The following is a 16,009-nucleotide window of genomic DNA, read 5'->3' as shown; positions in this document are numbered from 1 at the left end:
GTTGCCCTCGGCAGCCCTCACTTTACAAAACATTACCGCTGCGCTTATCGTCTGCCTCGGCCACCGCAGTGGCCAACGTCGCTCGGACGGTTCCGGGCGCTTACGTCTTCGAGGAAATCATGGCCAACTCCGGTTCGCCGCGCCGCTTTGCGCGCATCGATCGTCTACCCCCCTACGTCTTCAACATCACTGCCGAACTCAAGATGGCTGCCCGTCGCCGTGGCGAGGACATCATCGATCTGAGCATGGGCAACCCCGACGGCGCCACCCCGCCGCACATCGTGCAGAAGCTGGTACAGGTCGCCCAGCGCGAAGACACTCACGGTTACTCCACCTCGCGCGGCATTCCGCGCCTGCGCCGGGCCATTTCCAACTGGTACCGCGAACGCTACGAGGTCGAGATCGATCCGGACAGCGAAGCCATCGTCACCATCGGCTCGAAAGAAGGCCTAGCGCACTTGATGCTCGCCACCCTCGACCAGGGCGATACGGTGCTGGTCCCCAACCCCAGCTACCCGATCCACATCTACGGTGCCGTGATTGCCGGCGCCCAGGTGCGTTCGGTGCCGCTGGTGCCGGGCGTGGACTTCTTCAATGAGCTGGAACGGGCGATTCGCGAATCGATCCCCAAGCCGAAGATGATGATCCTGGGCTTCCCGTCCAATCCCACCGCGCAGTGCGTGGAGCTGGACTTCTTCGAGCGTGTGGTGGCCCTGGCCAAGCAGTACGACGTGCTGGTGGTTCACGACCTGGCCTATGCCGACATCGTCTACGACGGTTGGAAGGCGCCGTCGATCATGCAGGTCCCCGGGGCCAAGGACATCGCGGTGGAGTTCTTCACCCTGTCCAAGAGCTACAACATGGCCGGCTGGCGGATCGGCTTCATGGTGGGTAATCCCGAGCTGGTCAATGCCCTGGCGCGCATCAAGAGTTACCACGACTACGGTACCTTCACGCCACTGCAAGTGGCGGCGATCGCTGCCCTGGAAGGCGATCAGCAATGCGTCAGGGACATCGCCGAGCAGTACCGCCAGCGTCGCAACCTGCTGGTCAAGGGCCTGCATGAGCTGGGCTGGATGGTGGAAAACCCCAAGGCTTCGATGTACGTCTGGGCCAAGATCCCGGAAGCCTACGCTCACCTGGGCTCGCTGGAATTCGCCAAGAAGCTGCTGGCCGAGGCCAAGGTCTGCGTGTCCCCTGGTATCGGTTTCGGGGAGTATGGCGACGATCATGTACGTTTTGCCCTGATCGAGAACCAAGACCGCATCCGCCAGGCCATCCGCGGCATCCGCCACATGTTCCGCGCCGGGAAGTAAGCGGCACGCGGCAAGCCGCAGCCGCAGCTGCAAGCCGCAAGCGGCAAGCTGCAAGCTGCAAGCTGCAAGCTGCAAGATAGAACTGCGTTGGCAGTGCCACCGCGATCTAGCTTGTAGCTTGTAGCTTGTAGCTTGTAGCTGGCGCTTAGCGCCTGGCGCCTGGCGCCTGGCGCGACCAGCGGCTGCCTTTTTTTGCGTGGGCCTCTGTTCAGGGGCGTGGGGTTGGATTACAAATGGCGGCGCGGGCGTCCGCTCGCTCCCCATAACCTCCCTTTCTGGCCATCATGTCCGAACAGAATCCTTGCCTGACCTGCGGCGCTTGCTGCGGCTACTTTCGTGTGTCCTTCTTCTGGGGTGAATGCCAATCCTCGGGCGGGTCGGTGCCCGACGATCTGGTGGTGCAAATCAACCCCACCCGCGTGGCGATGATCGGCACCGATGCCAAACCCTGCCGCTGCATCGGTCTGGAGGGGGAAATCGGCAACACAGTGGGCTGCACGCTCTACGAACAACGCTCCAGCCCGTGCCGCGAATTCGAGGCGTCCTGGGAGCATGGCACGCACAATCCGAGCTGCGACGCGGCCCGTGCCGCCTACGGTCTGCCACCGCTGACGCCGCCCGGCGCCAACGAGCCGCACTGGCCGGCCGAGGGGGCCGAGGTGGCCTGATCCGCTCTCGGAACACCACCGTTCGTCGCTTGGATCCACTTTTGAAATCGCTGCAGCCCGCGTAATCCGGGCTGCCTAGACAAAGTATTAACCCGATTTGACCGCCCCTGCGCCGTGCCTGACTGCCTGTTCTGCGACTACACATTCCCCAATAAGGAAATTTGTCGCCAGGGTCAGGTGTTTCGTCGCGCGTGTGAAATCAACCGGCAACAGCGCTGTGCACGCATTCAAGGACTGAATCAGCTGATCCACGAAGGAGCTCTCCGTGGACAGAAGTCTCATCGCCGTTTCGCCCGCTCGTCTCTCGCACCTGTCATTGGCCGTAAGCCTCACCGTCGGCGGATTGCTGTTCGGTCTGACCAGCCAGTCGGCACTGGCCGCTTGTAGCCTCAGTGGGGGCGTGGTCACCTGCACCGGCGCGCCCAATCTACTGGCTCCAGGCTATGCCAGCAGCGCGAACAATCTCACGGTCAACGTCCAGCAAGGCGCCAGCCTTGGCGTGCTGCTGAACCTGCTCGGCACGGCGTTGAATCTGTCCGGCAGCAACATCACGCTGAACAACGCCGGCACGATTGACCCTTCGCTACTGGGCGCAGTCAGCCTGCTGAGCACCAGCACGCGCATCGGCAATGCCAACCCCAGCACCCTGGTGATCAACAACCTGGCCACCGGCGTGCTCAGAGGCACCGGGGGCGTTCTCGACGTCAACCTGGCCAATCTCAACGGCGCGGCGCTGGAGGTCACCAACGGTGCAGGCGGGAGCACCGTGATCAGCAACGCGGGGATCATCGGCTCTTCGGCACTCAGCGTCAGCGTGCTCAGCGAAGACACGCCCGTCGTCGCCGTCAGCGGCGGCGGCACGGTGAACATGACCAACACCGGCACCATCACCGGTCGCGCGGCGTTCCAGGCCTCCAGCAGCGGCAACACCTTCACCAACGTTGGCACCCTCAACGGCAGCCTGTCGATGGGTGCCGGCTCGACCAACCGCTTCAACGCCGTCACCGGCTCCAGCGTCAATAAAGGCGGCGGCGCTGGCCTGCAATTGCTGGTAGTCAGCAATCCGAATCTGTCCTTCGCCGCCACCGGCACGGTCGATGGCGGCGCCGGCGGCAACAACACCCTCGCATTGCAGAACGCCGTGGGCGGCGGCAGCGGCACGGCCGGCAGTGGCACGATTGCGGCGGGCACCTACGTCAACTTCAACCGCCTGATCGTCGACAGCGGCACCTGGACCCTCGGCGGGCCGCTGCTGACCGGCAGCAGTTCGACCACGCTCAACGGCGGGCTGGTCAGCGTCGACGACTCCGCGGCCTTCGGTTCCGGCGCGATCACCGCCAACGGCGGGGCACTGCAAAGCGGCGGCGCGGGCGTGAACCTGAGCAACGCGCTGATTCTGGGCAGCAATGGCCTGACGGTTTCCGGCAGCAACCCCCTGGGTCTCAACGGCGTCCTGTCAGGTAGCGGTGCGCTGATCAAGAGCGGTGCCAGCCTGCTGACGCTGAGCGGCAACAACACCTTCAGCGGCGGCATCAACCTGGCCGCTGGAGGCCTCGAACTGGGCAGCGCGGCGAGCCTGGGCGGCGGTGCGCTGAACGTGACCGGCGCGTCCCGATTGCAGGGCAGCGCGCCGCTGGTGCTGGCCAATGCCGTGCAACTCAACGGCGCCGCACTCAACGTGACCGGCGCCAACGCCGTCACCTTGGGTGGCACGGTAAGCGGAACGGGAGCGCTGGTCAAAAGCGGCAGCGCCAGCCTGACCCTCAACGCCAGCAACACCTACACCGGTGGCACCACCCTCGGCGCAGGCACGCTGGTGTTGGGCAACGCAGGTGCCTTGGGCAGTGGTGCGTTGGGCCTGACCGGTAATGCGGCGTTGGATGCCAGCACTGCCATCAGCCTCGGCACCGCGATCAACCTGGCCGACAACACCCTGACCCTGCCTGGCAGCAACGCCATGACCCTCACTGGCGCGATCAGTGGAGCCGGGCGCCTGGTCAAGAACGGCGCAGCGACGCTGACCCTCAACGGCAGCAACAGCTTCAGCGGCGGCACCACCGTCAATGGCGGCGCGTTGACCCTGGGCAACGGCAGTGCCTTGGGCAGCGGCGCCCTGAACCTGGGGGCGAGCCTGGTGCTCGACGCCGGTGCGGCGGTGAGCCTGGCCAACGCCATCAACCTCGGCGCCAGCACACTCGCGCTCGCCGGTTCCAGCGCCACCACTTTGGGCGGCGTGATCAGCGGCACGGGCGCGTTGGTGAAAAACGGTGCGGCCAACCTGACCCTCAACGGCAACAACAGCTTCAGCGGCGGCACCACCGTCAATGGCGGCGCGTTGATTCTGGGCAACAGCACTGCGCTGGGCAGCGGCGCGCTGAACCTCGGCGCCAGCACGCAGCTCGACACCAGCGCTGCACTGAACCTGAGCAATGTGATCAACCTCGGGAGCAACACGCTCGCGCTCGTCGGCAGCAACGCTGTGACCCTCGGTGGCGCCATCGGCGGCAGCGGGGCGCTGGTCAAGAATGGCGCGGCCGGCCTGACGCTCAACGGCAACAACAGCTTCAGCGGTGGCACCACGCTCAACGCCGGTGTGCTGACGTTGGGCAACAACAATGCGCTGGGCACGGGGGCGCTGACCCTCGGTGCCAACGCCGGTCTCGTGGCAAGTACGGCGCTCAGCCTGGGCAACACCATCGACCTGGGCGGCAACACCCTGAGCGTGGCGGGCAGCAACGACCTGCGCCTGGGCGGGACGATCGCCGGCACCGGGGCGTTGATCAAGAATGGCGCCGCCAACCTTACCCTCGGCGGCAGCAACACCTTCAGCGGCGGTCTGACGCTCAACACCGGCACCCTGACCCTGGCCAGTGCCGCCGCCCTGGGCAGCGGCACGCTCACCGTCGGCGGCGCCGCCACCCTGGCCAACAGCACCGCGCTGAGCGTGAGCAACAACGTCAACCTCGGCGCCAACCTGGCCCTGACCGGCAGCAACGACCTGACCTTGGCCGGCACCCTGAGCGGGGCCGGCGGTCTGGTCAAGAACGGCGCCGGCGCCCTTACCCTCAGTGGCGTCAATGCCCACACTGGCGCCACCACGCTCAACACCGGCACCCTGGTGCTCGGCAGTGCCGCCGCCCTGGGCAGCGGCGCCCTCAACGCCGCCGCCGGCACCACCTTGGACAGCACGGTGGCCGGGCTGAACCTCAGCAATTCGCTGAACCTGGGCGGCAACCTGAACCTGACCGGCCGCAACGACCTTGACCTGAACGGCCTCCTGAGCGGCGCGGGCGGCTTGACCAAAAATGGTGCCAGCACCCTGACCCTCAACGGTGCCAACACCCAGGTCGGCGCCACCAACCTCAATGCCGGGCGCCTCGTGCTCGGCAACGATGCCGCGTTGGGCAGCGGTGTGCTCAATACCGCCGCGGGCACTCGCCTGGATACCCGCACGGCGGTCAACCTCGGCAACGCCGTCAACCTCGGCGGAGCCCTGACCGTCGATGGCAGCGCCGACCTCGGCTTTGGCGGCCTGGTCAGTGGCGCCGGTAGCCTGCTCAAGCAGGGCGCTGCGACCTTGACCCTGTCCGGCCCCAACGTTTACCTGGGCGGCACCACCCTCGCAGCGGGTGGCTTGGTGCTGGGCAATGGCGACGCGCTGGGGCTCGGCAATTTGACCGTCACCGGGGCTGGAAGCCTGAATAACACGGTGGCGCTGTCGGTCGCCAACGCGGTCACCCTCGACGCCGACCTGACCCTGCTCGGCAGCAACGACCTGCGGCTGGACGGTGTGATCGACGGTACCGGTCGCCTGATCAAGAACGGTGTCGGTACCCTCGCGCTCGGCGCATCGAACACCTTCATCGGCGGCACGCTGCTCAATGCCGGAACCTTGCTTTTGGACAACGCCAGTGCCATGGGCAGCGGCGCATTGAACGTCGGCGGCACGGCCGCGCTGGATACCGGTTCGGCCTTCAACCTGGGTAACGACATCGCACTGAATGCTGACCTCACCCTCGCTGGCACCAATGCCCTAGACCTCTCCGGCGTCATCAGTGGGGCAGGGCCGTTGATCAAGAACGGTGCGACCACGCTCACCTTGAACGGCGCGAACAGCTACGCAGGCGGCACCACGCTCAATGCCGGTGCTCTGGTGGTGGGCAACGGCGCCGCCTTGGGCACCGGTGCCCTCAACGTTGCCGGTGCGACGCGCCTGGACAACAGCACGGCGCTCACATTGGGCAACACCATAACGCTGAATGCCGACCTGACCCTGGGCGGCAGCAACGACCTCGGCCTGGCAGGCGCCATCAGCGGCAGCGGCGGTCTGGTCAAGAATGGCCCAGCCAACCTCACCCTCAGCGGCAACAACAGCTTCACTGGCGTGGTCGATCTGCTCGGCGGCACCCTCACCAGCGCAACGGCGACGGCACTGGGCAACGCCTCGGCGGTGAATGTCGGTGCCGGCGCCAATCTCGCGCTCGGCGCCAGCACGGCCGTGGGTGGGCTCAACGGAGCGGGAGCAGTCAACCTCGGTGCGGGCAGCGACCTGAGCGTCGGTGGCAATGGCCTGGACAGCCTCTTCAGCGGCACTTTGAGCGGCGGCGGCGGGCTGATCAAGCAAGGCCCCGGCACCCTGCAACTCACCGGCAGCAACGGGCTGACCGGCGCCACCACGGTCAACGCCGGGCTGCTCGAGGTCACCGGCTCGCTGGCCAGCGTCTCCGTGCAGGTCAATGCGGGCGCCAGCCTCGGTGGTGGCGGCAGCCTGCCGGGCGCGGTGGATATCGCCGATGGCGCGCACCTGCTGGCCAACAGCGGCAGCACCCTGAGCACCGGCGCGCTGACCCTGCACAGCGGTTCGATCCTCGATTTCGGCCTCGGCGCGCCGGTCAGCGGCAGCAACGCACTGGTCAGCGTCAACGGCAACCTCACCCTCGACGGCACCCTCAACGTCACCGACCTTGGCGGGTTCGGCACCGGTATCTACCGCCTGTTCGACTACACCGGCGCACTGCTCGACAACGGCCTGGCCTTGGGCACCTTGCCCGGCAGCGTGATGCCGAGCGACCTGCAAGTGCAGACGTCGGTCGGCGCGCAAGTCAACCTGTTGGTCGGCGGCGCGGCTGGTGGCGTGCAGTTCTGGGACGGTCTCGAGACGCTGGCCAACGGTTCCATCGACGGCGGCAGCGGCACCTGGGACGCCAGCACCGGCAACTGGACCAACCTCGCCGGTACGCTCAACAGCGCCTGGGGCGGCGAGTTCGCGGTGTTCCAGGGCGCAGCGGGCGACGTCACGCTGGTCGGTACCCAAACGGCCAGCGGCATGCAGTTCGTCACCGATGGCTACCGCCTGATCGGCAGCGGCGGGCTGGAGCTGGTCAACGCCGCCAACGGCGCGTTCGCCGTGCGGGTCGATCCCGGCGTGAACGCCACGCTGGAAGTCGATCTTTCGGGCAGCGGCCGACTGGCCAAGCTAGACCGCGGCACGCTGGTGCTCGGCGGGGTCAACAGCTACACCGGTGGCACCTTGCTGCAAGGCGGCCGGATCGTGCTCGGCAACGACCGCGCGCTCGGTGGCGGCGCGGTCACGACCGCAGGCGGCACGGCGCTGGATAGCCGCACGGCGGTCACCCTTGGTAACGACTTCGCCCTCGGCGGCGCGCTGACCTTGGACGGCAGCGCCGACCTTGGCCTGGTCGGCGTGATCGAGGGCGCCGGCAGCCTGGTCAAGAATGGCGCTGGCACGCTGACCCTCGGCAACGTTAACCGCTACAGCGGCGGCACCACCTTGAATGCCGGTAGCCTCGTCGTGGGCAGCGATCTGGCGCTGGGCAGCGGTAGCCTGACTGTCGGCGGTGCGTCCAGCCTCGTGGCGCCTGGCCAGATCGCGCTGGCCAACGCAGTGACCCTCAACGCCAACCTCACCGTGCCCGGTACGGGCGACCTGCGTCTGGATGGCATGCTCAGTGGCAGCGCTGGGCTGATCAAGAATGGCAGCGGCTCGCTCGTCCTCTCCGGGAGCAACAGCTATCAGGGCGGCACGCGTCTGGACGCGGGCGCGCTACAGGTTGGCAGTGATGCCGCGCTGGGCAGCGGTACGCTCACGGCAGCGGCGGGCACCACCCTGTCGGCGACTGCTCAAGTGAACCTGGCCAACACCCTCGAACTGCTGGGCGATCTGACCTTGGCCAGCGCGCAGGACCTGGCGCTCAACGGCAGCGTCGGCGGTGCAGGCGGCCTGACCAAGACTGGAAGCGGCACCTTGACCCTGGGCGGCGGCAATACCTATCAAGGCGATACCAACCTGGCCGGCGGCACCCTGCTGCTGGAGAGCGACACGGCGCTCGGCCTGGGTGCACTGAACACCGCCGACGGCACTCAGCTCGACAGCCGCGTGGCAGTCAACCTCGGCAACGCCGTCAACCTGACGGGCACGCTGGCGATCCTCGGCAGCAACGACCTCAGTCTCTCCGGGCCGATCACTGGCCTCGGCGGCCTGAGCAAGACCGGACCGGGCAACCTCACCCTCGCGGGCGCCAACGCCTTCGACGGTGGCGTGGTCCTCGGCGCGGGCAGCCTGACGCTGGGCGACGATGCAGCGTTGGGCAACGGTGCGTTGTCGGTCATCGGCGACGGCACGCTGTCCGGCACCACCGCGCTGCAAATCGCCAATGCCATCGGCCTGGCCGGTGGCGCCAACCTGACCCTCGACGTCGGCCAGGACCTGGCCCTGTCGGGCGCGATCAGCGGTGACGGCACCCTCACCAAGCAGGGCAGCGGGCAATTGCAACTCGCGGGCGATAACCGCTTCACCAGCGGCACGCTGCTGCAAGCCGGCAGCCTGTTGCTGGGCACCGCCAATGCCTTGGGCAGCGGTGCGTTGAGCGTGATCGACGATGCCTTGCTGGACATCAGCCAGGCGCTGACGGTGAGCAATGCGATCAACCTGACCAGCGGTAACCTGACCCTCGGGGGCGCGCAGGATCTGGTGCTCGACGGCGTGATCGCAGGTGGCGGTGCGCTGGTCAAGAATGGCGGCGCCAGCCTGACCCTCGCAGGCGCCAACACCTTCGGGGGTGCCACCCAACTCAACGGCGGCACGCTGATCGTCGGCAACGACAGTGCCCTGGGCAGCGGGTCGCTGATCGCGGCCGACGGCACTGCGCTCGATGCCAACACCGACACTCGTCTGGCCAACAACCTGACAGTGGGTGGCGTACTCACCTTGCCTGGCTCTGCCGACTTCACCTTGAACGGTGTGATCGACGGTCCCGGCGGCCTGAACAAGTCGGGGGCCAGCACCCTGATCCTCAACGGCGCCAATACTTATCTGGGGGGCACCACGCTGGGCGCCGGCCAGTTGGTGGTCGGCGACGACAGTGCCTTGGGCCTGGGCGGTCTCACCGTCGCCGGCGCTTCGACCTTGAGCAGTGGCAGCGCCGCCATCACACTGGCCAACGATGTGGCACTCGATGCCGACCTGAGCGTCGTGGGCAGCAACGACCTGACCTTGAATGGCGTGGTAAACGGCGCCAGCGCCCTGATTAAGCAAGGCGACGGCAACCTGACCCTCTCCGCCAGCAATGGCTACCAAGGCGGCACTCAGCTCGAAGCCGGGCGCCTGACCCTCGGCAATGGTGGTGCGCTGGGCAGCGGGCCTCTGGCCGTGACCGGTGATGCCACGCTCGGCACTGCAGCGCCGCTGACCCTGGGCAGTCTTGTCGCCCTGAGCAATGGCGCCACGCTCACGCTCGATGCCGACAACGCGTTGGTCCTCACGGGCGACCTGAGCGGCACCGGCAACCTGATCAAGACCGGCGCCGACGACGTGACCCTGGTGGGCGGCAAGACGTTCACCGGCAACGTCGCCGTGCAGGCCGGTTCGCTCACCACACAGGGCAACGGCGTGTTGGCCAATGTCGGCACTCTGGACCTCGCTGCCGGTGGGCAGTTCAACCTCAATGGCGACGCCAGCCTCGGCGCGCTGAGTGGCAGCGGTCAGGCCAACCTCGGCAGCGGCGCCACCCTGAGCCTTGGCAGCAATGATCTCGACACGGCGTTCGCCGGGGCGCTGAACGGGCTCGGCAGCCTGGCCAAGGTCGGTAATGGGCGGTTGATCCTGAGCGGCGTCAGCGCCTTGGGCGGCAACACCCAGGTCAATGGCGGCACCTTGCAGGTCGATGGCACGCTATCCAGCGCCGGGCTTAACGTTGCCAGCGGCGCCAGCTTGAGCGGCAGCGGCACGGTTGCGGCGCCGGTCGGCATCGGTGCGGGCGGGCGCTTGATCGGCAACAGCGGCAGCACCCTGGGCCTTGGCTCACTGGTGCTGGACAACGCGGCCAACGTCGATGTCGGGCTGGCCACGCCGAACATTAACAGCGCGGCGCTATTCGCCGTGGGCGGTGACCTGACCTTGGGCGGTACGCTGAACATCAGCGACATCGGCGGCTTCGGCAACGGTGTGTACCGGCTGTTCGACTACGGCGGCGTGCTCACCGACAACGGCCTGGCCTTCGGCAACCTGCCGCTGGGCGTAGCGCTGGGTAACCTGGCGCTACAGACCGCGCTGGTCAATCAGGTCAACCTGCTGGTCAGCGGCAGCGGCTTGAACATCCTGTTCTGGAACGGCAGCCAGACCCAAGCCAGCGGCCAGATCGAAGGCGGGGCCGGGGTGTGGAACGCGAGCACGACCAACTGGACCGACTTCGACGGCACCGTCAACAGCACCTGGGGCGACACCTTCGCGGTGTTCCAGGGCACGCCGGGCGATGTCAGTGTCGAAGGCAACCAGCGCGTCACCGGCCTGCAGTTCGCTGCCGACGGTTACCGCGTGATCGACGGCAGCGCCGGTCAGTTGGAGCTGATCGACGGGGAACGCGGTGACACGCCGGTGCGGGTGGATCGCGGCGTGACGGCGACGCTCGACCTGCCGCTGGTGGGCAGCGGCAGGCTGACCAAACTCGACAGCGGCACCCTGGTGCTCGGTGGCAGCAACCGCTACAGCGGCGGCACCCAGCTCGGTGGCGGTACGCTGGTGCTGGGCAGCGACTCGGCGTTGGGCAGCGGTGCGCTGGATACCGTCGCCGGTACCACGCTGGATGCCAATCAAGCGGTGAACATCGGCAACGCAATCAACCTGACCGGGCCACTCTCCGTGGCCGGTAGCAATGACTTGACCCTGAGCGGCACCGTCGCCGGGGCCGGCAGCCTGGTCAAGGCGGGCGATGCGGCGCTGGCGCTCTCCGGCGACAACCGCTATGCCGGGGGCACCTCGCTGCAGGGCGGCACCTTGGTGGTGGGCGCCGACACTGCGCTGGGCAGCGGCGTGCTGAGCGCGGCTGACGGCACGAGCCTGGACAGCAGCCAGGCGGTCACGCTGGCCAACGCCGTCAACCTGGCCGGCGACCTCACCGTGCTCGGCGGCAACGAGCTGGCCCTGGGCGGTCCGGTCAGCGGCGCGGGGCGTCTGTTCAAGGCCGGCTTCGCGCGCTTCAGCCTGCTGGGCGCCAACCGCTTCAGCGGCGGCACCGAACTGCGCAGCGGCACCCTGGTGGTGGGTAACGATGCCGCCCTCGGCACCGGCTCACTGGACGTCACCGGTGCGGCCAGCCTGGACAGCAGCCAAGCGGTCAGACTGGCCAATCCGGTCAACGTCAGCGGTACGCTCGACGTCGAAGGCAGCAACGATCTGCAACTGGCCGGCGTGCTCAGCGGCAACGGTGTGCTGAACAAGAACGGCGCCGCCGACCTGACCCTGTCGGGCAACAACACCTTCAGCGGTATCCTCAACATCCTCTCCGGCAGCCTCAGTACCCTGGGCACCACTGCCCTCGGCACCCAGAGCGCGCTCAATGTCAGCAGCGGCGCCCGGCTCAACCTCGACGGCAGCACTACCCTGGGCGACATCGGCGGCACCGGGGCGATCCAGATCGCCCAGGGCAACAGCCTGAACGTGCAGGGCGGTGTATTCGATGGCCAGATCAGCGGCACCGGCACCCTGAACAAACTGAGCGTGCGTCGCCTGGCACTCACCCGCGTCAACACCCATGTGGGCGATACCAACGTGCAAGCCGGCGAACTGCAAGTGGACGGCTCGCTGGACAGCGGCAACGTGACCGTGGCCAGCGGCGCGACCCTGTCGGGCAGCGGCAACCTCGGTGGCGCGGTGTCGGTGAGCAATGGGGCGACGCTGGCCACCGTGACCGGCTCGACCTTGCAAGTGGGCAGCCTGAACCTGGAGCCTGATGCGGTGGTGACGGCGCAGCTCGGGGCACCGGACCCTGACGGTCAGCCGCTGGTCCAGGTGGCCAACGACCTCACCCTGCATGGCACGCTGAACGTGGTCGATATTGGCGGCTTCGGCGCCGGCGTGCACCGCCTGTTCCTGTACGGCGGCGCCCTCACCGACAACGGCATCAGCATCGGCAGCACGCCGCTGCCCGATGTCGAAGTAGCGCTGCAAGCGACCGTGCCCAACCAGGTCAACCTGGTGGTGGGAGGGGCCAGCAACGTGCTGTTCTGGGATGGCAGCGACACCAGCGGCAATGGCCAGATCGACGGCGGCAACGGCACCTGGGACGCCGTCAGCCGCAACTGGACCGATGCCAACGGCGCGGTCAACAGCGCCTGGAACAGCACTTTCGCCGTGTTCCAAGGCCCGGCGGGCACCGTCACCCTCGATGGCAGCCAGGCGATCACCGGCCTGCAGTTCATGACCGACGGCTATTCGCTGCAAAGCGCGGGCACGGGTGAACTGCTGACCAGCGGCACCACCAACGTGCGCGTCGACAGCGGCGCCACCGCCACGGTCGGCGTGCCGATCAACGGCACCGGTCTTCTGGCCAAGCAGGATGGCGGCACGCTGGTGCTCAACACGGCCAACGGCTACAGCGGCGGCACCGCGCTCAATCGCGGCGCTTTGGTGGTGGGCAACGACGGCGCCCTGGGCAGCGGCCTGCTCACCGCCGCAGCGGGCACCCTGCTGGACAGCAACACGGCGGTCAGCCTGGCCAATGCCGTGCTGCTCGAAGGCGCCTTGACCCTCGGCGGCAGCGCGGCGCTGACCTTGGCGGGTAGCGTCAGCGGCGAGGGCGGTCTGATCAAGAACGGCGCTGCGCCACTCACCCTCACCGGCAACAACGTGTACAGCGGCGGCACCCAGATCAACGGCGGCAGCCTGATCGGCAACAGCGCCAGCCTGCAAGGCGCGATCCTCAACAATGCCGCGTTGACCTTCGAGCAGGCAGCCGACGGTCGCTACACCGGCAATCTCACTGGCAGCGGCACCTTGAGCAAGAACGGCAGCGGCGAGTTGCTGCTCACTGGCAACAATGGCCTGACCGGCACTACTTCGGTGAATGCCGGCAGCCTGCGTGTCGACGGTCGCCTGGACAGCGCCAGGGTGCAGGTCGCCCGCGGCGCGCGGCTGGGCGGCAGCGGCGTCTACGCCGGGCAGGTGCTGCTCGCCGACGGCGCCAGCCTGGTGGCCGGACAGAGCAGCACGCCGCTGACCTTGGGCGGTCTCGAACTGGCGTCCGGCAGCACCCTGGACTTCGCCTTGGGCGCCCCGGATGCGGCCAGCACGGTGGTCAAGGTCGAGGGCAACCTGGTGCTCGACGGCACCCTGAATGTCACCGATGTCGGTGGATTCTCAACCGGCGTCTATCGACTGTTCAGCTACGGCGGGGCGCTGACCGACAACGGCCTGGCCCTCGGCGCCGTGCCGGGCAGCGTGGCCTTGGGCGATCTGGCGTTGCAGACCGCCATCGCCCGGCAGATCAACCTGGTGGTGCAGCGTGCGGGCGATCCGGTGCAGTTCTGGAACGGCAACCAGACCAACCCCGACGGCAGCATCGGTGGTGGCAGTGGCACCTGGGGGCCGAACAGCAACTGGACCAATGCCAACGGCACCACAGGTGAAACCTGGAGCGATGCCTATGCCGTGTTCGGTGGTCAGCCCGGCACCGTCACCGTGGTCGGCAACCCGTCGTTCAGCGGCCTGCAATTTCTCAGCGATGGCTACCAACTGGTGCCGGGTGCCGAGGGCAGCCTGACGCCGGTCAATGGCGCCGACGGCAGCCTGGCGCCAGTGCGCGTCGATGCCGGTGCCAGCGCCGAGATCAGTGTGCCGCTGGTGGGCAGCGGCGGTATCGAGAAGCTCGATGCCGGCACCTTGGTGCTCAGTGGCGCCAACCGCTACACCGGCGGCACCCTGGTCAGTGGCGGCACGCTGGTAGGTAACACCAGCAGCCTGCAGGGCACGCTGACCAACAACGCCAACCTGGTATTCGCGCAAGCCAACGACGGCACCTTCAACGGCGTGTTGCGCGGCACCGGCACCACCATCAAGCGTGGCTTCGGTCGTCTCTTGCTGCTGGGCAATCATCCCTTCAGCGGGCTGTTCAACGTCGATCAGGGCACGCTGCAAGTGGGCGATGCCGCCAACCCGCGCAGTCTACTCGCCGCGCGTGTGAACGTGGCCAACGGTGCCGGCCTGACCGGCAATGGCACGCTAGGCAGCCTGGTCAACCACGGCACGGTGCTGCCGGGGCCGGCGGGCAATCTGAATGTCAGCGGCGACTTCACCAATGCCAGCGACGGCAACCTGGTCATCGACCTGGGGACTGCACCGGTGAACTACCTCAACGTGGGCGGCACCGCCAACTTGGGTGGCAGCCTGACGGTGGCCAACCTGTCCGGCGGCAATGGTCGCTACACGCTGTTGTCTGCCGACGGCGGTATCAATGGCGTGTTCGCCAGCAACAACCTGATGGATTCGGCGTTCCTCACCAGTTCGCTGGACTACGGCGCCAACCAGGTGACCCTGTCGGTGAGCCGCAACGACACCTCGCTCGCCGAGGTTGCGGTGTCCGGCAACCAGCGCGGCGTGGCCACTGCGCTGGAGAGCGCGGGGGTGCCGAACGTGCTGCGCGATGAAATCCTGCCGCTGGACCGGCCTTCGGCACAGGCGGCGTTCGACAGCCTGTCCGGCGAGATCCACGCCAGCACCGCCACGGTGTTGATCGAGGACACCCGCCACGTGCGCGAGGCGCTCAACGACCGCCTGCGCCAGGCCGATTGCAGCCGTGCCGACGATCCACGTCGCACCCTGGCCCCGACCGCCAATCAGCAATTGACCAGCGAAGGTTGCCAGGGTCAGCCGGTCGGCTGGATTCGCGCCATTGGCGCCTGGGGCGACTACGACGGCAGCGCCAACCATGCCAGCGTCGACCGCGACCTGTCCGGTTTCATGCTCGGTGTCGATCGCGCCCTGGACGATCAGTGGAAGGTGGGCATCGCGGCGGGCTACACCCGCAGCAGCATCGATGCGAAGCGCCGCCGTTCGGACGCCAGCGTCGACAGCTACCACCTGGCGACCTACCTGGGTTACCAGATGGACGCCTTCGCTGCGCGCCTGGGGGCCAGCTACACCTGGCATGACATCGACACCAAGCGCGATGTGCAGGCGGGCGCTTACGACGATCGCCTGAAGGCGAAGTACAAGGCGCGCACCGCGCAGGTGTTCGGCGAGGTGGGCTACGCCCTGGACGCGGGCGGTGTCGCGGTAGAGCCATTCGCCGGACTGGCCTATGTCAACCACGACAGCGACAGTGCGCGGGAGAAGGGCGGGGCGGGGCGTTTGAAAGCCAAGGTGGATCAGGACGTGACTTTCTCCACGGTGGGTGTGCGCGTCGGCAAGCGCATCACGTTGGACAATGGCAGTGAGATCACCCCACGGCTTTCGGTCGGCTGGCGACATGCCTTCGGTGATACCCAGCCCGAGGCCAAGTCGCGCTTCATCGGCGGGGGTGCGAGTTTCGGCAGTGAAGGCGTGGCGATCGCGCGCAACGCGGCGGTGGTGGCGGCTGGCCTTGACGTGGCTGTGGGCGAGAGCGGCAAGTTGGGCGTGGGGTATTCGGGGCAATTGTCCAATCAGGGCCGCGACCACGGTGTGGTGGTGAGTTTCAGCATGGGCTTCTGAACGGGGTGTCGTTGCGCCTGGCAGAGCTAGGGCAGTGGTGG

At 67.4% G+C, this 16,009-nt stretch carries 3 protein-coding genes; all 3 read left to right on the top strand.

Going from position 1 to position 16,009, the window contains the following annotated elements:
- Positions 1-119 precede the first annotated feature (119 nt).
- Positions 120-1,316 (top strand): alanine transaminase, encoded by a 1,197-nt coding sequence (alaC, locus tag ACK2SD_RS20410; RefSeq protein WP_029613083.1) that lies wholly within the window; start codon positions 120-122, stop codon positions 1,314-1,316.
- A 284-nt stretch (positions 1,317-1,600) separates the two neighbouring features.
- Positions 1,601-1,984, top strand: coding sequence for a YkgJ family cysteine cluster protein (locus tag ACK2SD_RS20405; RefSeq protein ID WP_412460696.1), 384 nt, complete (start codon positions 1,601-1,603; stop codon positions 1,982-1,984).
- 265 nt (positions 1,985-2,249) lie between these two features.
- Entirely contained in the window at positions 2,250-15,968 is a 13,719-nt protein-coding gene (locus ACK2SD_RS20400; RefSeq protein ID WP_412460695.1) for an autotransporter-associated beta strand repeat-containing protein, read from the top strand.
- Positions 15,969-16,009: the final 41 nt, after the last annotated feature.

The organism is Pseudomonas sp. SC11 (genome assembly GCF_047039205.1).
Classification (GTDB): Bacteria; Pseudomonadota; Gammaproteobacteria; order Pseudomonadales; family Pseudomonadaceae; genus Aquipseudomonas; species Aquipseudomonas boreofloridensis.
Note: the sequence above shows the minus strand (reverse complement) of the source record. Positions and strands in the feature narration are given on the sequence as shown.